Source organism: Nocardia sp. NPDC051929, from assembly GCF_044548645.1.
GTDB lineage: Bacteria > Actinomycetota > Actinomycetes > Mycobacteriales > Mycobacteriaceae > Nocardia > Nocardia sichangensis.
The window spans coordinates 35,648-56,677 of the sequence record NZ_JBIUCG010000028.1 but is presented as its reverse complement, the minus strand read 5'-3'; the positions used below and the strand labels follow the sequence as shown (position 1 = coordinate 56,677).

The following is a 21,030-nucleotide window of genomic DNA, read 5'->3' as shown; positions in this document are numbered from 1 at the left end:
CCCTCGAGCCCTCACGGCGGCAACGGGCATGGTTGACCATCACCGAGACTTCGCAGCATCCAGGATCGAAAACACCGAAACCTGGGAAGCTCCCCTGCTGAGAGCGCGCGAAGATCATATCGCCCGTAACGTTTTGGCAGCAACCAAGTGATCGGGCCGGATACGGAGGAATGCGCGGCGTTCGACGCCGCGTGACGAATGGCCCGCGCGACCGATGCGCGGGCAGGCCGGGCTACGGCGCGGCGTCGAAACGGATGTCGGCGATGGCGGTCTGGAACTGTCCTCCGGAATTCCCCAGTCCGGTGATCCAGACGAGCACGTAGCGGGCGGCCTGGTCGGCGCGCACCGGGATATCGGTGACGCCGCCGTCCAGCCGGGCGGAACCGATCAGCTGGGTCTGATCCAGCGTCGGCGATCCGGTGGGCGACGTGCGGATCTCCACCGATGTGCCCGCGCTGGGCGAGTTGATCGAGACGTTCGTGAGCTTCGCGGGGGCCGGCAGCGTGGCGAGCAGACCGACCCCCTTCTTGAGCGCCGGGAACTGCTGGAAGTACTGATCGGTGCGCCACTGGGTGCCCGGATCGTTGTCCAGCACCGCGTGGACGTTGGCGACGCCGTCGGCGGTGCCCTCCGGCGAGAACACCGACACGCCGGTCACCGGAACCGGCGCACCGGTCGAGGTGAGGCCGGGGCCCGCGGCGGCGGGCGTCGGCACCGGTTGGTTGTTCGTCGTCAGGCCGATATTGCGCTGTTCGTTCAGCGGCGCGTCGGAAGCGCTCGGCGCGAACACGCTTACCATCCACCAGATCACCACGCCGACCACCAGCGCGGCGAGGATGCCGAGGCCGACCATGATCCACATCATGCGTTGCGAGCGTTCGCGTTCGGCCGCGAGCAGTTCCGGATCGGCGAGCGAGTCGTCCATGTTCGCGGGAGCGCGCTGGCCAAGCCGCAGCACCGGGATGAAGTCGGTCTTCTGATCGACCACCGACGCCTGCTCCAGCACGTGCTGGACCGTCGCCGCCGTACGCACGCCCTTGTTCGACTCCAGCGAGCGCACGGCGACCGCGGAGATCTCGAACGGCACTTCGGGACGGATCTGGCGCGGTTCCACCGGCGTGCCGTCTGGTCCGAAATCGGCCAGCCGCAGCCCGCCGACGGTCGCGGCGGTGCCCGTGACACCGCCGGAGCGGATCGGCCAACGGGCGGTGATCAGGGAGTAGAGCATCGCACCGAGACCGCGGACGTCGGACTGCGCGTCGGAGTCCGACAGCGTGCCGGGGAAGGCGAGCACCGCGTCACCGGACGCGCTGATGCGCACCCGGTCGGGATGGTCGATGGACAGCGACCCGCCGCCACGGTGCGCCAGCTCGGCCGCCGAGGCGAGGGCGCGGATGGCCCGCGCCGCGCCGATCGGTGACGGCACCGTCTCGGCCATTTCGCGCAGCGAACGACCCGGCGTCCATTCCGCCACCACGATGCCGCCGGAACTGCCGCGCACGACGTCGAGTACGCGGGCGAGGCCGGGCGAGTTGATCCGGCCGAGGCGCAGCGTCCGGGACAGGATCGCCTGGGGACCGTCCTGCCCGGAGTTCTCCGTCGCTTTCTGGTCGGCGTCGACGAAGGTCAGCGCGACCTCGCGATCGAGTTTGATGTCCAGCGCCTGCCAGAACTTCAGGCCGCGGGCGCCGCCGTGACTTGCCAGCAGGCGGTAACGCCCGCCCGCCACCGACGCGCCCGGAATCAACTTGGGGCCGCGCGGGATTCGCCGGGCGCCCAGGTTCTCGCCACCCATCGGCGGCATCTCCGGCGAGCCGACGGGGATCATCCCGGTGTCGTACATCGGATCCCGCGGCGGCGGCTGGTTCTCCTGCGGTCTCGCCGCGTCCTGCTCCGGTCCGGCCGTGCCCGGCCCGTTGTTCGCGTACGCGGGATCCAACGGCTCCCCCGCGGTCGGCGGTACATCGGTGGACAGTCCGCCGGGCGTGGTCGCAGAAGAATCGGCGGCTGGGACGCCGCCCACCGCGTCGTCGCTCACCCTCGGTCCTCCTTCGCCCTGGTATGTCGAGGTTCCGGCGAATTCGCCACTTGTGCTTCTCTGCCGAACAGGGTACGGGAACTCACCCTTGCCGGTGCGGTCAACGGCATCGGGTCGGATCACAGGAAGCACCATGGTCTGGGCGTCCATGTACGGATCGAACCTCGGGTATGCCAAGTAGGGATCAGGCCTGCGGAGCACCTGCGTGACGTAGGGATCTTCGACCGGGCTCTCCAGGTCGAGTTCCGGCGCGGGCGGTGTCCAGCCGAGGCGCCGCGAGACGGCCACGGTGATGGCGACGATCTCCGGAATACCGGCGAGTCGCATCAAGCCGAAGGCCACCGCGAACATCACGATCGCGGTGATCGCCACCCGGATCAGCGAACCGGGGCCGCCGAAGGACTCGGTCAGCCGATCCAAGCCGAGTACCCGGTCCACGATCCACATCACCGCGCCGCCCGCGAGTGACGCAAGTACGACACGGGTCACTGTTCGGCCCACATTGGCCATTCGGAGGTCGCCCAGACTGCGGTGCAGTAGGAAACCACCCACCACCGCGCCGACCGTGAAGCCGAGGCCGTTCGCGACACCGAGCGCGATAACCACGTGCTCGGAGTCGGTGACCACCGGAGCCAGGGCGGAGAAGACGATCTTGGCGGCGGTGATGCCGAGGATGATCCAAGTGGGAATCCACGCCTGCTCCCTGGCGTAGAACACGCGCAAGTGGATCAGCACCAGCGAGTACGGGATCAGTGCGAACGCCGACCAGCTGACCGCGAGACCGAGACGTTCGGCGTCCGATCCGAAGTTGCCGTAGCCATAGAGGGCTTGTCCGACCTGCGGACCGGCCAACGTCAGGAAGGTGACCACGGGTACCAGAGCGATCATGGTCAACCGGGTGGCCGCGGAGAGATCGTCGACCACCGCGGGCGTGTCGTCGGCGGCGGCGTTGCGGCTCAGCCGGGGCATGATCGCGGTCAGCACCGTGACACCGAGGACGCCGTACGGCAGTTGCAGCAGCAGCCACGCGTTGTTGTAGATCGCCGGGCCTGCCGCGTCGGCATGCGATGAGATCCGGGTGGCGAAGACGAAGCCCGCCTGGCTGATGAGCACGTACAGGATGATCGCCGCGCCCATGCCGCCGAACTGCTTGAGGCGATCATCGATGCCCCACAGCGGGCGCAGGTCGATGCCCGCCCTACGGATCGCCGGAAGGAGGCTGACGGCCTGCACCACAACGCCGACCGTGACGCCGACGCCGAGCACCAGCAGCTTCGGGTCGCTCATGCGGACCGGATCCAGCGTGATCTCCCCCGGCATCAGGACGTACAGCCCGAGGACGGTGAGCACCACCAGGTTGTTCAGTACCGGCGCCCAGGCGCCGGGCTTGAACATCTGCCGGGTGTTCAGTATCGCCGTGAGCAGCGCCGACATGCCGTAGAACAGGATCGCGGGCAGCAACAGGAAAGACAGCGCCGTGGTCAGCGCCGTGTTGACCTTGCCGTCGTCGGACAGGAAGACGTGTGTGGTCAGCACCGGCGCAGCGGCCGTCGCCAGCAGCGCGGCAGTGGCCAAGACCACGAACGCCGCGGTCACCAGGCGCCGGACGAACGCCTCTCCGCGATCGGGATCCTCCTGCTCCGCGCGCACCAGCGTGGGCACCACGATCGCGGTGAGCACCGCGCCGAGCACCAACTCCGCGATCATGTTCGGAATCTGGCTGGCGACGGTGAACGCGCTTGCGATGGCCGGGCCGAGCACGGTCAGCAGCAGCAGTTGCTTGCCGAACCCCGTGATCCTGCTGATCAGTGTCGCGAACGCGATCGATCCGGAGTCGCTGAGCAGCCGGGAATTCGCACTCTGCTTCGGCTCGTCGGCCTTCGGTGGCTCCGCGGTGCCGGTGGCGGCGGGCCACTCCCTGGTCCGTGGGCGATCCGGTTCCGCGGGTTCATGCCGTACCGGGGCGGCCGGCCGCTGACGCGGCGGTGGGAACTGCTGCGGCTGCGGCGGGGCGTAGCGCGGCGGCGGCACCCGATCGGATTCCGGCGTGATCGCAGGCATCGGCCCGGAACGGGGTGGGCGCGGCGCGGCCGGGATCGGACCGGACTGCGGAGGCCGTGGCACCGCGGGTATGGCGCCGGAACGAGGTGGACGCGGCGTGGTCGGGATCCCGCCGGACTGCGGGGAACGCGGTGCGGCCGGAATGGCGCCGGACTGCGGCCCACGTGGTCCGGGGGGCGGCGGCGTCTGCCGGACATTGCCAGGCGGGCCGGAGGGCGCAGGCACCTGGCGATTGGGTCCAGGCGGAACGGGGCGGGGCTGGCCAGGACCGGCCGCCGGTGGCGGAGCCGGATATTGGCGTTGGTTCGGTACGGGGCCGGGTCGCGGCGGTGGCGGCACCGGCGGCCTCGGTTGTCCGGCGGGCGGTGGCGGCGGCATGTGCTGACCAGGGCGCGGCTGCGGTGCGGCCGAAGGACGGCTGACCTGCGGCACTCTCGGCGCCTGGCCGTCGTTGTACGGACCGCCGTTCAAACCCTGGTGCTCGGCATCGGCTGGAGCGGGGCTCCGCTCCCACGGCGCGACCGGGGCTCGCCGCACCGGTGGCCCGTCGAGCCGGTCGCTTGGTCGAGGGCGATGAGCCGATATGTCATCGTCGCTCATCATGCCTCCTGTACCAGCCGGGATTCCGCACCCCCATCGGTGCGGTGAGCCGCGGCTCGCCGCAATGGTTCGCCGTGTTCAGCGAACATTCTGTCCGTGGTCCCCGTCCGGATCGGACCGGCTCGGCAACACTGTGATTGTCCTCCACCGTGCCACATGACACTGCGGTACCCCACATCGGCGCAGGTAGCAGCGGTTTACGTGGCCCCGTCGGAGCGGGATCCGTCACCGCGTCTCCTGGAGGTGCTCCTGCTCTTTTTCCTGCGCCCGCAGCACACGCGAGCGCGCGCGCCGGTACCGGTTGACCCGGCGCCTGGTACTCGGATCGAATCCCTCGTCGGCCGGATCGGGCTGCCCGCGGAACCGGCGCCACAAACGGCGACCGGCCAGCAGGAGCAGCAGGAGTGCGGCGCATCCCGTAATTATCGCCAAGGCCTTGCCGTAGGCGTTCGAACGCACCGAGACCTGCGTGGGATTGCCGAGCGCGACGCCCTCCGGCGTGGTGAGCGAGATCGGAATGACGAGGTTGCGGCTGTCGCTGACCTCCGTCGGGATCTGGAAGGACCTGGACCCGTTGGCCGGGAGTTGCTGCTCGCCGGGGTCGGTGATCTTCGTCTCGGCAGGCGCCTCGATCCGGAACCTGACCCGGATGGCCACCGGCAGATCGTTGCGCGCGACCAGCAACAAGGGGCTCTGCTCGGACGCGAGCGTGTACACACCGCCCGGCGGCAGCACGGTCACCGAGCGATAGAGCTTGTCCATCGTCCGGGTGTTCTGGTCCAGCCGCCGCTGGGCGAAGGTGTCCGGCGGTGCGGCATCGCCCGCGCGCCGATCCGAGAGGCTCAGTACGCGCAGCAGGTCGTCGCGCAGCGGCGTCAGGAAGTCGTGCGGCGTCGGCTCGGCCTCCGGCACGTCCACCAACGCGCGCATCATCTCGGTGATCCGGCGACTCTGCTCGCGTACCGGCGGCAGGAATCGGTCCGGCACCGCGTCCTGCGCCGCCTGCGGCAGATAGTCCAGCTCGTAGGGCCGCGGGTCCGGCGGCAGCGTCACCAGATCGTGGAACGGACGCGCGGTGGCGAGGTTGCCGCGCAGCAGCTGGTCGACTTGGCGCAGCAGTGCGGTCGCCTCGTCCCGGTTCGCACCCCATTGCTGCGGCGGAACGAGCAACAGCGAGCGCGACGGGTTCGCCTCCGGGTGCAGCGCCTTCCACGAAATCGCTCCGAGAGCGTCCTGCAAGCGCGCCGCTCGTGAGTCGTTGGTCACGTCGTAGCGGACCCGGGACGGGGTGAACGGCGGGGTCGGCGGGTTCGAACCCACCGCGGCGAGCGCGGTCGCGGACCAGATGTCGAACGTCACCGCGTGCAGCGCGGGATCGGCGGCGGGCGCGGGTGCACTCACGGTGGGCACCGTATTGCCCGTGACCTGCGGTGCGGGCGCCGGTGCTGTCGGCTGGCTCGCGGTGATATCGGGCAGGCGTACCGCTTCCGGAATCGCCGGGTCGGCGGTGGAGACAACCTCGTTCCCACCGGATGCGGATCGGCCGCTCTCACTGCTCGACTGCGCCCAGTCCACGCTTCCCTGCGGAACGGCCGCCGTCGACGCGAGCACGGCGGTACCGAAACCGTGACTGCGCAACAGGGCCCCCGCGCCGTCATCGATGCTGCCGGAATCCGGCAGGCTGACCCCGCGCACCGACCGGGTCGACAGGATCGAGTCGATGATCTCGGCCGGTTCGTTGATCGCGCGCGCGGACAGTGCCGGATCGTTGACCGCGGCCAGCGCGGTGAGATCGACCTGCGCGAACGGCAGTGCCACGGTGCACATCGACCCCGCCATGGCGCGCAGCCGGTCCAGCCAGGTCTGGGCCTGTTCAGCGCCCGCACCCGCTCTGGTCGCGCCGTCGGGATCGGACGGACTGGCCAGCACGCGGTAACCCTTGGTCATCGCGCGCACCGTGAGCAGCAGGTCTGGGTCGATGGCGAGGCACACGGCCGAGGCCAGATCGGTGCTGCGACCCACGCTCGGGTTCAATGTCCCTTCCAGCGCGGCCAGCAGTTGATCGAGACGGCCGCCCTTGCCGAGTGAGGCGGCCAATTCGTCGTCGGTGAGCTCGACCTTGCCGTCCACGCTGCCCGGACGACCCCCGACCTGCCGCGGCCGGTCGGCCAGCGGCCACAGCAGCGTGGTCGCCACCGGAGCGTCGGTGGGCGCCGATACCGACGGGGCTCCATCGCTCACGGCGGGCGGCACGCCGAGCACCGGGAGCAGGAATCGCGCGTCGTCGAGCCTGGCCTGCGTGCCGTAAGCGGGTTCGCCGTTGACGTTCAGCAGCAGCGGGTAGACGCCCGGCTCCGTGATCCGCAGCGACGTGGCGCCGGTCTCGGAACGCAACGGGATGCTCAGCGTGAACTGTTTGCGCTGCCCCGGGTTCAGCCGCTGCGCGACATCTTCGAAGTCGCCGTTCACGTCGTAGTTGACCTCATCGAGGCGCAAAGTGGCGCGCAACCCGACCGGCGTGGTGATCGCCGCCGCCCGCTGGACACGGATGCTGACGTCGTCCACCACACGGTCGCCGATATTGGTGACCGTGCCCGCGACCGTGAGCACCGAATCGCTGCCCGCGGTCACTGTGGTCGGCGTCACCGAATCGAGGGACAGCTTCAGGAATTTGGGATTCGTCGAGGTTCCGGACCCGGTCGGTTGCGCTCCCGCCGCCGCGGAATCGAGCAGGGGCAGCGTCGTCACGGGGCCGAGGATGGTCAGGACCGCCACGAAGATCCGGAACAGTCCACGCGTCATCGCTTGCCGGTCTCCATCCGGTCGATCAGCTTGTTCGCCATCTCCGCCAGCCGCCGCTCATCGGCGTAGGCCAACCGAGAATCCAGTTCACTCAACGGAACCCAGGCGACCTGGGTCACTTCCACGTCGGCGTCGGACAGTTCGCCACCGACCGAACGCAGCAGATAATGATGCACCGTTTTGTGTACCCGCCGACCGTCGGTCACGAACCAGTAATCGATGCTGCCGAGTTCGGCGACCACGACACCGTTGATGCCGGTCTCCTCGGCGACCTCGCGGATCGCGGTCTGCTCGGCGGTCTCACCTTCTTCGATATGTCCTTTGGGCAGCGACCACAGTAACCGCCCGCGGCGATCGGTGCGTCCGATGAGGGCCGCGCTTCGCGCTTCCCGTGGACCGTCCAGGCCGTCGACGACCAGTCCACCTGCGGAAGTCTCCCGCACCGTGCGCATCCGCGGCTTCGCGGCGTTGGCGGCCGAACCGCGGCGCCGAGGCTGGCGGCGTCGACTGTTCGCGCGATCGGCCGGAGACACCTGGCAATCCTACTGTGTTGAATTTGCCACGACTTCGGCGCGGCGTGTTCGCGGCCCCTTTGGGGCTCGCGTTTGCGCGACCGCCGCTTGCTCCTTCGTCGCGTACGCGGCGGCCGCGCAAACGCGAGCCGGGCCGCGAACGACGGATGCTCGGTCTCGCTTCGCTCGAAAGTCGTGGTCAGGGTGCGCTGGGCGCGTAGGTGCCGGAGCGCGGACCGGGTGTGGGCGAGTGGGGCGGCCGGGTGTCGGATCGGTCGGCAGGGTGTGGTTCGACGTGGTTTTGACGGTCGTTCTGTGCGGCACGGGCGGTGATCGGCGGATGCTCGGTTCAGGACGGTATTTGTTCGGCCGCGACTTCGAGCCGTGTGTCCGCGGCCTTCGTGCGGTTGACGGCCGCTGGCGACTTCGAGGCGGTCACCGGGGCGGGAGCCGGGCCGCGAACGACGGATGCTCGGTCTCGCTTCGCTCGAAGGTCGTGGTCGAGGTGCGCCGGGGCGCTGATAAGTATCCGGACCTCGGTGTGTAGTGCTGGGCGCATGTCGATTGGCGCTGGTGATGCGTCGTGGATGTGTTGGCTGGTCGATGTGTGCGTTCGTGGTTGTTCGGGTCGCTCCGCCGCAGGCGGATGCCGGGCTTCGTTCTGCCCGGACCTTCGTGGTTCGGTGCACGCGCCTCCGAGCGATCGGCGGTCACCGCAGGCCTGTGGCTTGGAGGTACCGGCGTCTCGGCTCGAACTGGTTCGGTGCACGGAGCGGATTCGGTGAGTGGCTGACGGGTGTGCGGGCGCCGCTGGCTGGGTTGATGTCGGTGTCCTTATATATCTGGGCTGCCGCGGCGGACTTGGCTGCGATAACCGTTGGCGCGGCTCGGTAAGCTGCTCATTCGTGGTTGCGCCGAAGTCCAAGGACGCTGTGCTGGATAGACGTACCCGATTGCTGGCCGCCGCGGCGGTGACGCTCGGGGGGCTGTCGGATGTGCTGACGCCGCTGGGCGAGATGTTCGCGGCGCGGGGGCACGAGTTGTACCTGGTGGGTGGGAGCGTGCGGGACGCGGTGCTCGGCAGGCTGGGGACCGACCTGGATTTCACCACCGACGCGCGGCCGGACGCGGTACAGGACATCTTGCGCGGATGGGCGGACCATCTGTGGGACACCGGGGGCCTGGCGTTCGGCACGGTCAGCGCGGCCAAGGACCGGCAGCAACTGGAGATCACCACGTTCCGCGCCGACAGCTATGACCGGGTATCCCGCAACCCGGAGGTGACCTTCGGCGACTCGCTCGAGGAAGACCTGGTCCGCCGCGACTTCACGGTGAACGCGATGGCGGTGAAGATCGGCGCGGACGGCGCGCTGGAGTTCGTCGATCCGCTCGACGGCATGACCGCGCTGCTCGACGGCGTGCTGGACACGCCTGCCGCGCCGGAGGATTCGTTCAACGATGATCCGTTGCGGATGCTGCGCGCCGCGCGGTTCGTCTCCCAGCTGGGGTTCGAGCCGCATCCCCGCGTCCGTGCCGCGATCACCGAGATGGCCGGCCAGATCGACCGCATCACCGCCGAGCGGGTGCGGGTTGAGCTGGACAAGCTGATCGGCGGGGCGCATCCGATCGACGGCATCAACGTCATGTGTGAGACCGGGCTGGCGCAGCGGGTGCTTCCCGAGGTGCCCGCGATGAAGCTGGAGATCGACGAGCACCACCAGCACAAGGACGTCTACTGGCATTCGCTCACCGTGCTCGAACAGGCCATCGACCAGGAGGAGGGCGACCCGGACCTGGTGCTGCGCTGGGCCGCGCTGCTGCACGACATCGGCAAGCCCGACACCAAGCGCAACGAGCCGGGCGGTGGCGTCAGCTTCCACCACCACGAGGTGGTCGGCGCGAAGATGGTGCGCAAACGGCTGCGCGCGCTGAAGTACCCGAAGCAGTTCACCGAGGACGTCGCCCGGCTGGTCTTCCTGCACCTGCGCTTCCACGGTTACGGCAAGGGCCAGTGGACCGACTCCGCGGTCCGTCGCTACGTCACCGACGCCGCCGAGCTGCTCCCCCGCCTGCACAAGCTGGTCCGGGCCGACTGCACCACTCGCAACAAGCGCAGGGCCGCCGCGCTGCGCGCCACCTACGACGAACTGGAAACGCGGATCGAGCGGTTGCGGGAGCAGGAGGATCTGGCCAAGGTCCGCCCGGACCTGGATGGCAACGCGATCATGGAGCTGCTCGGCCTGCCCCCGGGCCCCGAGGTGGGCCGGGCCTGGCGCCATCTGAAGGAACTGCGCTTGGACCACGGCCCGCTCAGCCGGGACGAAGCCGAGGCGGCGCTGCTCGAATGGTGGAATACGCAGGCCTGAGCAGGTCAGAAGACGATCAGGGTGGTGCCGGCCAGGATCGCCGAGCGCATCTGGGCGAGGTCGAAGGACCCGGCGATTTCCGGCAGTTCGACGCGGAAGCGGATCAGGTCGCCTTCCCGTTGGGCGCGTACGATCCGCGCGTTCTCGGGCAGGTGCTCCAGTGGCAGAACGGGGACGTCGATCATGCGACGCGGAACGCGGAAGCCGAGCCAGGTCACTCGCCGTACCGCGATGTCCAGGCGGTTGTCCGTGACCGACGCGTCCACCAGGGCGGTGACCAGTCGTCTGCGGTGCCTTGCTCGGATCAGCCCGCCGGAGTGCACGTCCAAGTCCCAGTCCAGCGGCTGGGTGTTGAGCCATCCGACCAGCGCCGCCGTGGTGACGGTGCCGATGAGGTCGAGCCGGGCGGTGCGCACCTTCGTCGGCACGCCCGGAATCAGGCGGACGCCGTGCGCGATCACCGTCACGGACTCGATCGGGTGATCGTCCCAGCGCAGCCGCGACAGCACGGTCTTGGTCTGGAAGTGCGCGCCGCGACGGCGCACCTTCAGCACTTGCAAGGTGGCGTGCAGGTTGTGACCGAGCAGGGTCGCGCTGACCTCCTGTCCGCCGAACCGGCTCAGGATGCCCTCGCTGAGCATGGTCATCAGCACGTCCGGCAGCAGCGCTGTGACGGTGCCCGCGCCGAGGTCGGCGACCGGATCCATCCAGGCCGTGCTGAGCGTGACCCACTGCTCCAGCCAGGACTGATCGAACAGGCGCTTTCCGAGATCGACGGCCCGAAGCGGCGACCAGGACTTCGGATCGAAATACGTGGCCATGATTGGATCGAGCGTACTTGGCCCGGGGCCCCGGACTCGTGCGCTGTGACCCAGGTCGCGCGGATCGGCCGTCCTTGCCTGGGTGAACGCTCGAGCACGAGAATCGAAAGGCCGGTCACACACCGCTGGGAGGACGCACATGGCGCTGGATCTGAACAGTGATCTCGGCGAGGGCTTCGGGCCGTGGACGATGGGCGACGACGCCGCCATGCTCGACATCGTCACCAGCGCGAACATCGCCTGCGGATTCCACGCGGGTGACCCCGCGATCATGCGCAGGACCTGTGGGCTCGCGGTGGAGAAGGGAGTGCGGATCGGCGCCCATGTGGGTTATCGCGATCTGGCCGGTTTCGGTCGGCGCGAGATCGCCGTCGCGCCCGGTGAGCTGCGCGACGAGGTGCTGTATCAGATCGGCGGCCTCGACGCTTTCGCGAAGGCCGCAGGAGACCGGGTGCGCTACGTGAAACCGCATGGGGCCCTCTATCACTCGGCCGCGCGCGATCGGAAGCTGGCCGATGCGGTGCTGGCCGCGATGGCGGAGTACGACCCGCGGCTGGCCCTGCTCGGCCCCGCCGGAACGCAGTTGGAGTCGGCCGCGGAGGCTGCCGGGGTGCGCTTCGTCGGAGAAGGATTCGCCGACCGCGCGTACACCCCCGATGGCTCGCTGGCACCGCGCGGCACGCCGGGGGCGGTATTGGGGCCGCAGGACGCGGTGGCTCAAGCGATCTCGATCGCCAAGTCGGGAGCCACGCGCACTGCCGACGGATCCGGCGAGGTCGCGGTGCACGCCGCGAGTATCTGCGTGCACGGCGATTCGCCCGCGGCGGTGGAGATGGCCCGGCACATCCGCACCGCGCTGGACGAAGTCGGGGTGCCGGTGGAGTCGTTCGGCTGAGGCCGCGAGATGAAGACGACGGGCGCGGTGACGCACGCGCAGCGGAAAGCGGCCGAGGAAGCGATCCGGTCGGCGGGTGATCGGGCGTTGCTGATCACTCCCCCTCGGCGAGACACGGTGGTGGAGCTCGTCACCGCGCTGCGGGAGCGTCCGATACCCGGCGTGCAGGACTTCCTTCCGGCCGCGGAAACCGTACTTCTGACGCTCGATTCACCGCGCGCCGCGGAAGCGGTGCACCGGTCGCTGACCACGCTCTTGGTCACCTTGAACGCCGAGCGGTCGGCCGCTGTTTCCCGTGGAACATCGGCAGACAAAGCTCTCCGCGTCGAACCGGTGTCGATTCCGGTGCGCTACGACGGCGCCGACCTCGACGAAGTGGCCAGGATGCTGGACGTCACGACCGCGGAAGTGATCGCCGCGCACACCGGGACGGTGTGGCGGTGTGCATTCGTCGGATTCGCGCCGGGCTTCGGCTACCTGGAATCGCCTGACGGACGGTTGTCCGTCGCGCGCAGAGCGCAGGCGCGTACATCGATTCCGGCGGGCGCCGTCGCCCTTGCCGGTGGATACAGTGCGGTGTATCCGCGGAGCACGCCCGGGGGGTGGCAGCTGATCGGGACCACCGACCTCAGGATGTGGGATGTCGAGCGCGACCCGCCCGCGTTGATCCGCGCGGGCGCCACGGTTCGATTCCTCGACGCGAGGGACGGCGGATGATCGTCGTCGAAGCGGTCGGTCCGCTGGCGACCATCCAGGATCTCGGGCGGCCGGGCTGGTTCGATTCCGGTGTCGGGCCCGCGGGGGCGGCGGATCGCGGGTCGCTGCGACTGGCCAATCGGTTGGTCGGCAACCCGGAGGGGCATGCGGCGATCGAAGTGCTGCTCGGTGGCCTCGCGCTGCACGCCGAGGAGCACGTCATGCTGGCGGTGACGGGTGCTCCGGCCCCCGCTACCGTCGACGGCAGGCCCGTTGGTCACGCGAGCGTGCTGGAACTCGAACCGGGACAGGCGCTGCGGCTGGGCTACACGTCGGTCGGGCTCCGCAGCTATGTCGCGGTGCGCGGCGGCATCGACGTGCCGGAGACGCTCGGTTCCCGTAGCCGCGACACCATGTCTGGTTTGGGGCCGGAACCGCTGCGGAAAGGTGATCGCCTCCCGGTCGGATCTTCTCCGCACACGATCCCGGTCGTGGACTTCGCCCCTGTCGCCGAGTTACCCGCGGACGTCGTCACCGTGCGCGCCGTGCTCGGTCCGCGCGACGATTGGTTCGCCGACGCCACGGCCTTGTTCGCGGGCGAGTGGGAGATCTCCCCCGACACCGACCGGATCGGCGCTCGATTGGAACGTCGCACCGGCCCGGCGCTGACCAGGAAGGTCACTCGCGAACTGCCGACCGAAGGCATGGCGCTCGGCTCGATCCAGGTGCCGCCGAGCGGACAACCGGTCGTCTTCCTGGCCGATCACCCGGTCACCGGCGGGTATCCGGTGGTCGCGGTGGTCGTCGACGCCGACGTCGACGCCATCGCGCAGACGCGGCCCGGTCAACCCGTGCGGTTCGTGCGGGCGGGCTGACCCCGGTTCGCTCCCGGCTGGAGCCGGGCGTGCATCAGGTACACGTTGTAGCTGTCCCACGCCGAGAGCATGAAGTACAGGTCCTCGCCGGTCGACCATGGATGGATGAACCCGCCGTAGGACTTCGGGTAGTCGGCGGTGGACACCAGCGGGATCGCGTCCGTCCACGCACCCTGCGGGCTCGCCGCGGTACGCAGCACGATCGCGCCCCGGGCCGAATCCAGGTACACCATCTGCCACTGCTCGGTCTTCCGGTCGTAGCGCACCGAGAGCTCGCTGGCGATGCCGAGCACCAACGGGGTGGCCTCGTTCTCGGCGGCGGGCGCCCAGGTGCCGCCCACCCAATACTGATACGCGGACTTGTTCAGCACCTGGTGCTTCGGCACACGCGCCAGCGCGATCGTGCCGATGCGTCCGTTGGGTGTGCCGAACATGTAGACGTAATCGCCCTGCGGCACCATCGCCGCGACCTGGAACTTGCCGAGCCCGAACAGGTTCTCCCACTTGGCGTGCTGGTCTTTCTTCCAGGTGCGCCCGCGGTCGTCGGAATAGGCGAGGCCGCCGTAGTTGGTCCACCACAGACCCGGTATGCGGCTCCATCTGTTCACCGACATGTAGCTGAGGTACTGCCGATTCCCGATGGCGAACCCGGAGGTCGGGATGGTGGTGGTCTCCCAGTTCTTGATCTTGCGGCTGCCCAGGATCTCAGCGGCGTGGCAGCGGCTGTCCTGCGCGAAGGTGTCCAGCGTCAGGCCGTCGGACAGATCGCGGTCGGTGCTGAAACCGATGACGTTGCTGCGCCAGTCCTGGTCGTCGTTGCCCGCGCCGCCGACACCCCAGCCTTTGCCGAAGGTGTCGCCGAAAACCACGGCGATCTCGCCGGGCGTCGTCTCCCACATGAGGCCGAGATCGGTGCCGTCGACCTGCCAGCGCATGTCGGTGCGGTTCTCCGAGCCGTGTCCGGTCACCTGGCCGACCAGTTGGACCGACTCGACCGTCGGCGCGGCCACCGGAGCCGCGAGCGGGCCGGGTTCGGCCGGATGTACGACCTGTGGCGGAGCTGGCTGTGGCTCCTCACCGGGCCCTCCGGGAACCGGGACCGGAATCGGCTCGGTCTCCGGCTTGAATTCGATGCGCGGCAGTTTGACCGGCGACCCGGAACCGGAGGAAGAACCGGAGTCATCGTTCGAACCGGAGCCGGAACCGCTGCCCGAACCGGATCCGGATGACGAGCCGGAGGAGCCGGGTTTCTCGTCGGTGCCCGTCTCGGGCGTCGGGCTGGGATCGGGATCGGGCTCGGGATGTGCGGGGTAGTCCCTGATGTCCGGGCACGGGTTTTCACACGGATTCTCCGGCAGCGGATCCGGGACGATCCGTGTGTTGTCGTGCGGTGGGTCGGGCACGGGGACCGGAGTGAGTTCCGGGATCGGGACGGGAATGTCGATCTGCGGCGGCAGCGGTGGCGGCGGAGGCTGCGCGGGATCGGGTTCGCGGTTGAGCGGGTCGAAACCGACTTCACCGCAACTGTTGACCGGCGGCGGCGCCCACGGAAACGGTGCGGCCTGCGCGGTGGGCGTCGGTACGGTGAGGACGCCGGCGAGCAGTGCGCCGAACAAGGCGGGTACACAAGGCGATTTGCTTCCGGATGCGCGCATCAGGTCGGCCCGGCCGCGCTCGTCAGGCGATCGGATGTCCGGTGGCGGACCGAGCCTCCCACGCGCTCAGCAGTTCTCGTACCGCATCGGGGTCGTGCACCGGAGAACCCATGTCGTGTTGTCTCCTGTCGGTCGGCTGCTGACGAGCCAACTTACCGGAACAACCGCTGGAAACGGGGACGGCGAATCGAAAAAGACCCGCGCAATGGAACCGGCGCCGGGCCGCGTGCGTCCAAGGACATATGAACGAGATCGAGTACGTGTTCGGCACCGGTGACGGAGTCGTGCACGTCTGGACGAGCGAGGCCGACCTGGAACTCGGCGACACGGGCGCGGCCGACGCGGTGCGGCTCGACTTCGACGGAGACGGCATCGCCGATGACGCGCTGTGGGATTCGGCTGGTTCGGGCCGCGCCGATATCGCCGCGCTGGATCTGGACGACGACGGCGTGCTCGACCATTTCTTCACCGATCCCACAGGCCTCGGCACGTGGAACCATCAGATCACCGGCCTACCCGGCGATACGGCGAGCGAGCCGCTGGACTGGAGCGTGCGCACGGACACGGAGGCGCCGGATCGTCTGCTCGGCGAAGCACGACTATCGGATTCGCGGCGGGATGCCGATCGTTCGGAGGACGACGCGTTGCCCGAGCACCTCGCACACCTGAACCGCGACCGGCGCGACCCGGGCGACGATCCGCTGCTCAGCTGACCGCGCGGCGGCGCGTGTTCAGCGCGATGGCCACGATCCCCGCGGCGTAGATGGCGGCGCCGGCCAGCACCACGATCGCCGATCGGCCGTCGTTCGGAATGATCAGGGCCGCGATCACGATCGCCAGCACGAACGCGACATTGAACACCGTGTCCTGCAACGCGAACACCTGGCCGCGGCGGGCGTCGTCGATGTCTATCTGCATGGTCGCGTCACCGGTCAGCTTGATCGTCTGCCCGGCGAGTCCCAGCAGGAACGCACCGATCAAGAGGAGTTCGTGCGCACGCTCCACCGCGGCGCCCGAGTCGGCGAACGCGATCGGCGTGACCAGCGTGAGTTGCACCAGCATCGCGGTGATCAGACCGGCCACCACGGTGCGCGCGCGGCCCAGCCGCGGAATGAGCAGCGGCGCGACGACGGCGGCCACCAGCATGCCCGCAGCGGTGGCGGCGATCGTGACGCCGAAACCGACCAGGCCACCACTGAGCCCGGAGCCGTCCACCGGGGTCTGGCGCAGCACCAGCACCATGATCAGCGTATTCATGCCGAAGACGATCCGGTGGGTGCCGATGCCCAGCATCGCCGTCGTGACCGCTTTCGATTCCCACACCGCCGTGGCCCCGGTACGCAGACCGGTAGCGATCGCGTGCACGGTGTTGTCGCCCTTCGCCGCGCCGGGCGCCGGGCCGAGCACGCGCGGCCGGAACCCCGCCGCCAGCGCCGCGCCCAGCAGCGACCCGATACCGCTGATCGCCACCGCGACCGCCGAGGCGAAGTCTCCCGCCCCGATCAGTCCGATCACACCCACCGCGACGGCCGCACCGGCACCAGCGCACCCGGAGGCCACTGTGGCCAGCACCGAGTTCATCGGCACCAGCCACGCCTGCGGCAGTACGCGCGGCAGCGCGGCCGAGACGCCCGCGAGGACGAATCGGCTGACGCCCACCACCGCCAAAGCCAGCAACAGCAGCGGCGTCTCGCCGGCCCCGGCCAGCAGCCCTGCGCTGACCAGCGCGATCAGCACCGCGCGCAGCACGTTGGCGACCAGCAGCACGGTGCGCCGGTCCCAGCGATCCAGCAGTGCGCCCGCGTACGGCCCGATCAGCGAATACGGCAGCAGCAGCACCGCGAAGCCCGCCGCGATGGCCAGCGGATCGGTCTGCCGTTCGGGGTTGAACAGAATCGCGCCGGACAGGGCCGCCTGGAACATCCCGTCGCCGAATTGCCCTGCGAAACGCACCACGGCCAGCCGCGACACGCCCGGGCTCTGCCGAAGTGTTGCGCGCAGTCCACCCGGCCGTTGCTCTGCGGGAGTGAGGCCTTCGGCGTGACCAGTCGACACGTTCGCGAGCGTACTGTGTTCGCCGACCACGCCGCACCACGCGCGTCGGCGCCGACAGCGTCTCAGACCCGGTCGACCAGCGTGCTCACCGTCGCGCGCATGTCCGGCGCCATCGGCAGCTCGTCGAGCGTGCCCGCGTCGATCCAGGCGAACGCGTCGTGCTCGCCCGGCGCGAGGGCGACATCGCCGGGTTCCGCCTCCACGACGAAGCTGTATTTCCGCACTTTCGACTTGGTACGGGTGGCGTAATCGAATCCACCGAGGAAGTCGAGGACCGCGCGCATCCGCAGCCCTGTTTCCTCCAGCAATTCTCGTTCGACGCACTCGGCGAATGTCTCGCCGGTTTCGACGCCACCGCCGGGCAGTTCGTACATACCGCCGTGATAGTCGTCGGCGACGCGGCGCACCACCAGAAGCCTGCCTTCGCGGAACACGGCGACGCCGACCACGAAATGCGCGATGCCATCCCGGTGTGCTTCGCTGCGGAGTTGCTGTTCGATCAGGGCGAGGTCATCGGGGTCCAGCACGTCGCTACCTCCGGTTGTCGTTGTGACGCTTGGCAATCGGGGCCGGGCCGGGATATCCGACGAGGTGGCCCGACGTTTCGACGTACCGGTTGGTTCTGCTCGCCTGCCGTTCACCTTCCGGTCGCTCGCGTAAAATGCCGAGTGCGGCACAATTTACTAGGAATGCGGAGTACCGCGGCGGAAGTGCTCCTACCCTGAATGGCGATCGGTGCACGGTCCCGAGAGGAGGACCATGATGTCCACACTCACGACACCACACATCGATGTCCACCGTGGCGGCGACCGCATGAAGACGCGGGTCTCCTGGCTGGATTCGAAGCATTCGTTCTCCTTCGGGGAACATTACGATCCCGACAACACCCACCACGGCTTGCTGCTGGTCAACAACGAGGACATCGTGTCCCCCGGGCAGGGATTCGACACCCACCCGCATCGGGACATGGAGATCGTCACCTGGGTGCTCGGTGGCAGCCTGGTGCATCAGGATTCCCTCGGCCACAGCGGTGTCATCTACCCGGGCCTGGCCCAGCGCATGAGCGCGGGCACCGGCATCCTGCATTCGGAGAAGAACGACTCGTGGCGTCTGGACGGCCGCATTCCCGAACACGAGCAGCCGGTGCACTTCGTGCAGATGTGGGTGGTGCCCGACGAGCCCGGGCTGACCCCGGGCTACGAGCAGCTCGAAATCGACGACGAACTCGCGGGAGGCGGTCTGGTCACGGTCGCCTCGGGCCTGCCCCGCTACCGCGATCGCACCGCGATCGCCATCAACAGCAGCCATTCGGCGCTGCACGTGGCGCGCATGACGAGCGCGGAGCCGGGCGCCGAGCAAGTGATCGACCTACCCGATGCGCCGTACCTGCACTTGTTCGTAGCGCGCGGGGAGGTGGACATGGAGGGGGTCGGCCCGTTGTATAAGGGGGACGCGGTGCGTTTGACCAGGTCAGGTGGCCAACGCGTGGTGGCGCGGCAGCCGTCGGAAGTTCTGATCTGGGAGATGCACGCGCGGCTCGGCGCCCAGTAGCCGGTTCGCATTAACATCCGTCCTCGGGAAGCGCGATCAGTAGGCGACCGCCGCGCACCCCGGACCACCTCGTCCGGACCGAGCATCGCGAGGCACCGACGGAGAGGAAGTCCATGTCGCAATATCCGCCCCCGCCGCCCGGTCAGTACCCGCCGCCGGGGCAATACCCACAGCCGCCGGGCGGCCAGTATCCGGGCCGCCCCGACTACTGGCAGGAATCGCCGAAGGGCCGCGGCCTGGCGATCACCGCGCTGGTGCTCGGCATCCTCGCATTGCTGTTCTTCTGGACGATCATCGGCGGCTATCTCTGCGGCATCTTCGCGGTCATCCTGGGCATCGTCGCGGTGTTCAAGGCCCGCGCGGGCACCGCGGGGGGTATGGGCATGGCGATCACCGGCATCGTCCTCGGCGCGCTCGGCATCGTCGGCGCAGTGCTGCTCACCGTCGTGGGTTACAACTTCTTCATCAACTCGGGCGGCAAGGACTTCGTGGACTGCGTGAACAAAGCGAACAACGATCAGTCCAAGATCGAGCAGTGCGAGCGCGAGTGGAATCAGAAGCTGCAGGACAAGTACAGCGTCACCCTCACTCCGCCATCCGCGCCGACGCCCCGGTAGCCGAGGCGCACGCCCGGGTCGTGGCGATCACCTCGGCGAAGTCGCGGCGAAAGTCGCCGTCCGGCGCCACGACCCAGGTTCGGTAGCCGCCGTGCTCGTCGGCGGGCGACGGCAGAACGATGTGGCTGCCCGGCAGTGCGATCGACGCGCAGATCCGGAAGAGGTCGGCGAACAGCCCGGTGTCCAGATACGAGTTGTCGGTGGGGCCGGTCAGGAAGGTCCAGCGGCACGCGCGTGGATGCGCGATGACCGGGCCGGGCCGAGGTTCGGGACCGGCGGCGAGCCGCTCGAGCACCCGGCGGCCGAACTCCGCAGGCATTACGACCGCTCCGACCGAGCCGACTTCCAGCATGATGCGACCAAGGATCGGGTCCACGAGTCCGTACAGCCCGTGGTCGCCGCGATAGCGACGGCAGCGAGCGAACGCGTCCTGGATCGACGGGAAATCCGTGGACGCGAGATGCCTGCCCGATTCGATGCGCGATGTACCCATGACGAACAACCTCGCCTCGCAGTGGTGGGACGCGTGCTCGGAAGAATCGATCGCTGTCTCGACCCTAGTCGCGGGCAAGATGCTTGACAATAGTCACCGCCCCGCGCGTCCGAGTCGGCGTAGCATCCCGACACATGGCACCCGTCTCGTCTACCGTTGCCCGCTGGGAGCTGGTGCTGCGGCTGCGTGAACTGCGGGAACAGCGCGGGTTCGACTCCGCGGGTTTCGCCAGACAGGTGGGCTTCACCCCGGCCAACTGGTCGCACGTGGAGAAGGGCAGGCGGGTACTGACCACCAAGACCATCGGTCCGGTGCTCGAACTGCTCGACGTGGAAGCCGAGGAGCGCGTGGAATTGCTGGCCCTGCTGGAGGCCAGCAAGCAGCGTGGCTGGTGGGCGAAGTCCTCGGCATTGATCGGACCCGAGCTGCAACGGCTGTACGGCATGGAATCCGGCGCGCAGAGTATCCGCAGCTACGACAGCCTCGTCGTGCCGGGTCTATTGCAGACCGAGGACTACGCTCGCGCGCTGATCAGCGCCGACGTGATGATCCGGCCGGTCCAGGTCGAGCAGCTGGTGGCGATCCGGATGCGGCGCCAAGAGCGGCTGCGCGGCGCGGACCCGGTGGAACTCACCGCCGTCTTCGGCGAGGGCACGCTGCTACAGCAGACCGGAGGTCCGGACGTGCTGCGCGGGCAGTTGGACTATCTGGCCGACCTGATCGAGGAACTCGACACCGTCGAGGTGCGCGTGATCCCGTTCGCGGCCACCGCCGGCGCGGTGCTCGGCGGATCCAGTTTCCACCTCATCGACTTCGCGGGCGAGCAGCTGCCGACCTTCGGCTGGGTGGAGAGCGCGGTGTTCGGCGGGGCCGTCGAGGACCCGGATCTGGTCCGCGATCTACGCTTCGCCTACCTGCGCGCGGTGGACCAATCCTTGTCGAGAGTGGAGTCATTGGCCCTGATCAGGCGCTATTCCCGCGTGTAAAATCCTG

The 21,030-nt window shown here is 68.9% G+C and carries 16 protein-coding genes; 8 read left to right on the top strand and 8 right to left on the bottom strand.

The window, feature by feature from the left end:
• Positions 1 to 232: 232 nt before the first annotated feature.
• The 3 genes from ACIHAX_RS32000 to ACIHAX_RS31990 all read right to left on the bottom strand — a co-directional run bounded on the left by ACIHAX_RS32000 (position 233) and on the right by ACIHAX_RS31990 (position 8,034).
• Positions 233 to 4,099, bottom strand: coding sequence for a lipid II flippase MurJ (locus ACIHAX_RS32000; protein ID WP_397281366.1), 3,867 nt, complete (start codon positions 4,097 to 4,099; stop codon positions 233 to 235).
• An 825-nt stretch (positions 4,100 to 4,924) separates the two neighbouring features.
• A complete protein-coding gene (locus ACIHAX_RS31995) occupies positions 4,925 to 7,501 on the bottom strand; it encodes a DUF6049 family protein (RefSeq protein ID WP_397281364.1) in 2,577 nt (858 codons plus the stop codon).
• Positions 7,498 to 8,034 carry an NUDIX hydrolase gene (locus ACIHAX_RS31990; RefSeq protein WP_039803412.1) on the bottom strand — a complete coding sequence of 179 codons (537 nt, stop codon included), beginning with the start codon at positions 8,032 to 8,034 and terminating at the stop codon, positions 7,498 to 7,500. The genes ACIHAX_RS31995 and ACIHAX_RS31990 overlap by 4 nt, the downstream gene beginning before the upstream one ends.
• A gap of 884 nt (positions 8,035 to 8,918) precedes the next feature.
• On the opposite strand from ACIHAX_RS31990, the gene ACIHAX_RS31985 reads away from it, so the two are divergent.
• Entirely contained in the window at positions 8,919 to 10,379 is a 1,461-nt protein-coding gene (locus ACIHAX_RS31985; protein ID WP_397281362.1) for a CCA tRNA nucleotidyltransferase, read from the top strand.
• Between the two features lie 5 nt (positions 10,380 to 10,384).
• Here ACIHAX_RS31985 and ACIHAX_RS31980 read toward each other — a convergent pair whose 3' ends face one another.
• Entirely contained in the window at positions 10,385 to 11,200 is an 816-nt protein-coding gene (locus ACIHAX_RS31980) for a hypothetical protein (RefSeq protein ID WP_364434333.1), read from the bottom strand.
• A gap of 139 nt (positions 11,201 to 11,339) precedes the next feature.
• Here ACIHAX_RS31980 and ACIHAX_RS31975 point away from each other — a divergent pair, with 139 nt between their 5' ends.
• From ACIHAX_RS31975 to ACIHAX_RS31965, 3 genes are read left to right on the top strand one after another with little or no spacing between them, the layout of a single operon-like run.
• On the top strand, positions 11,340 to 12,095 hold the full coding sequence (locus ACIHAX_RS31975; protein WP_364434330.1) for a 5-oxoprolinase subunit PxpA: 756 nt from the start codon (positions 11,340 to 11,342) through the stop codon (positions 12,093 to 12,095).
• A 9-nt stretch (positions 12,096 to 12,104) separates the two neighbouring features.
• Positions 12,105 to 12,812, top strand: coding sequence for an allophanate hydrolase subunit 1 (locus tag ACIHAX_RS31970; protein WP_364434327.1), 708 nt, complete (start codon positions 12,105 to 12,107; stop codon positions 12,810 to 12,812).
• Positions 12,809 to 13,666: a biotin-dependent carboxyltransferase family protein gene (locus ACIHAX_RS31965; protein ID WP_364434324.1), complete on the top strand. Its 858-nt coding sequence runs from the start codon at positions 12,809 to 12,811 to the stop codon at positions 13,664 to 13,666. Before ACIHAX_RS31970 ends, ACIHAX_RS31965 begins: the two co-directional genes overlap by 4 nt.
• On the opposite strand, the gene ACIHAX_RS31960 is transcribed toward ACIHAX_RS31965, so the two are convergent.
• On the bottom strand, positions 13,636 to 15,321 hold the full coding sequence (locus tag ACIHAX_RS31960; protein ID WP_355078842.1) for a DUF4185 domain-containing protein: 1,686 nt from the start codon (positions 15,319 to 15,321) through the stop codon (positions 13,636 to 13,638). The two genes, ACIHAX_RS31965 and ACIHAX_RS31960, sit on opposite strands and share 31 nt — an antisense overlap.
• Before the next feature lie 242 nt (positions 15,322 to 15,563).
• Here ACIHAX_RS31960 and ACIHAX_RS31955 point away from each other — a divergent pair, with 242 nt between their 5' ends.
• A complete protein-coding gene (locus tag ACIHAX_RS31955; RefSeq protein ID WP_355078843.1) occupies positions 15,564 to 16,034 on the top strand; it encodes a hypothetical protein in 471 nt (156 codons plus the stop codon).
• On the opposite strand, the gene ACIHAX_RS31950 is transcribed toward ACIHAX_RS31955, so the two are convergent.
• Both ACIHAX_RS31950 and ACIHAX_RS31945 read right to left on the bottom strand, forming a co-directional pair.
• The gene (locus ACIHAX_RS31950; RefSeq protein ID WP_379249605.1) at positions 16,027 to 17,376 is read right to left on the bottom strand and encodes an MFS transporter; all 1,350 of its coding nucleotides are present in this window, start codon (positions 17,374 to 17,376) and stop codon (positions 16,027 to 16,029) included. The two genes, ACIHAX_RS31955 and ACIHAX_RS31950, sit on opposite strands and share 8 nt — an antisense overlap.
• Positions 17,377 to 17,438: 62 nt before the next feature.
• Entirely contained in the window at positions 17,439 to 17,903 is a 465-nt protein-coding gene (locus ACIHAX_RS31945) for an NUDIX domain-containing protein (protein WP_355078844.1), read from the bottom strand.
• 235 nt (positions 17,904 to 18,138) lie between these two features.
• Between ACIHAX_RS31945 and ACIHAX_RS31940 the strand changes: the two genes are divergently transcribed.
• Positions 18,139 to 18,927 carry a pirin family protein gene (locus tag ACIHAX_RS31940; RefSeq protein ID WP_355078967.1) on the top strand — a complete coding sequence of 263 codons (789 nt, stop codon included), beginning with the start codon at positions 18,139 to 18,141 and terminating at the stop codon, positions 18,925 to 18,927.
• A gap of 113 nt (positions 18,928 to 19,040) precedes the next feature.
• Positions 19,041 to 19,544, top strand: coding sequence for a DUF4190 domain-containing protein (locus ACIHAX_RS31935; RefSeq protein ID WP_355078845.1), 504 nt, complete (start codon positions 19,041 to 19,043; stop codon positions 19,542 to 19,544).
• Here the strand turns inward: ACIHAX_RS31935 and ACIHAX_RS31930 are convergent.
• Complete coding sequence (locus ACIHAX_RS31930; protein ID WP_355078846.1) at positions 19,513 to 20,037, bottom strand: hypothetical protein; 525 nt, start codon at positions 20,035 to 20,037, stop codon at positions 19,513 to 19,515. The two genes, ACIHAX_RS31935 and ACIHAX_RS31930, sit on opposite strands and share 32 nt — an antisense overlap.
• 134 nt (positions 20,038 to 20,171) lie before the next feature.
• Here ACIHAX_RS31930 and ACIHAX_RS31925 point away from each other — a divergent pair, with 134 nt between their 5' ends.
• Entirely contained in the window at positions 20,172 to 21,023 is an 852-nt protein-coding gene (locus ACIHAX_RS31925; protein ID WP_397281357.1) for a Scr1 family TA system antitoxin-like transcriptional regulator, read from the top strand.
• The last annotated feature ends 7 nt before the right edge of the window (positions 21,024 to 21,030 follow it).

Bases quoted from the DNA above. Each gene is read 5' to 3' on its own strand.
- ACIHAX_RS31995 (WP_397281364.1), bottom strand. From the start codon at position 7,501: ATGACGCGTGGACTGTTCCGGATCTTCGTGGCGGTCCTGACCATCCTC.
- ACIHAX_RS31940 (WP_355078967.1), top strand. From the start codon at position 18,139: ATGTCCACACTCACGACACCACACATCGATGTCCACCGTGGCGGCGAC.
- ACIHAX_RS31955 (WP_355078843.1), top strand. From the start codon at position 15,564: ATGAACGAGATCGAGTACGTGTTCGGCACCGGTGACGGAGTCGTGCAC.
- ACIHAX_RS31965 (WP_364434324.1), top strand. From the start codon at position 12,809: ATGATCGTCGTCGAAGCGGTCGGTCCGCTGGCGACCATCCAGGATCTC.
- ACIHAX_RS32000 (WP_397281366.1), bottom strand. From the start codon at position 4,099: ATGCCTGCGATCACGCCGGAATCCGATCGGGTGCCGCCGCCGCGCTAC.
- ACIHAX_RS31930 (WP_355078846.1), bottom strand. From the start codon at position 20,037: ATGGGTACATCGCGCATCGAATCGGGCAGGCATCTCGCGTCCACGGAT.
- ACIHAX_RS31935 (WP_355078845.1), top strand. From the start codon at position 19,041: ATGTCGCAATATCCGCCCCCGCCGCCCGGTCAGTACCCGCCGCCGGGG.
- ACIHAX_RS31975 (WP_364434330.1), top strand. From the start codon at position 11,340: ATGGCGCTGGATCTGAACAGTGATCTCGGCGAGGGCTTCGGGCCGTGG.
- ACIHAX_RS31960 (WP_355078842.1), bottom strand. From the start codon at position 15,321: ATGCGCGCATCCGGAAGCAAATCGCCTTGTGTACCCGCCTTGTTCGGC.
- ACIHAX_RS31980 (WP_364434333.1), bottom strand. From the start codon at position 11,200: ATGGCCACGTATTTCGATCCGAAGTCCTGGTCGCCGCTTCGGGCCGTC.
- ACIHAX_RS31925 (WP_397281357.1), top strand. From the start codon at position 20,172: ATGGCACCCGTCTCGTCTACCGTTGCCCGCTGGGAGCTGGTGCTGCGG.
- ACIHAX_RS31970 (WP_364434327.1), top strand. From the start codon at position 12,105: ATGAAGACGACGGGCGCGGTGACGCACGCGCAGCGGAAAGCGGCCGAG.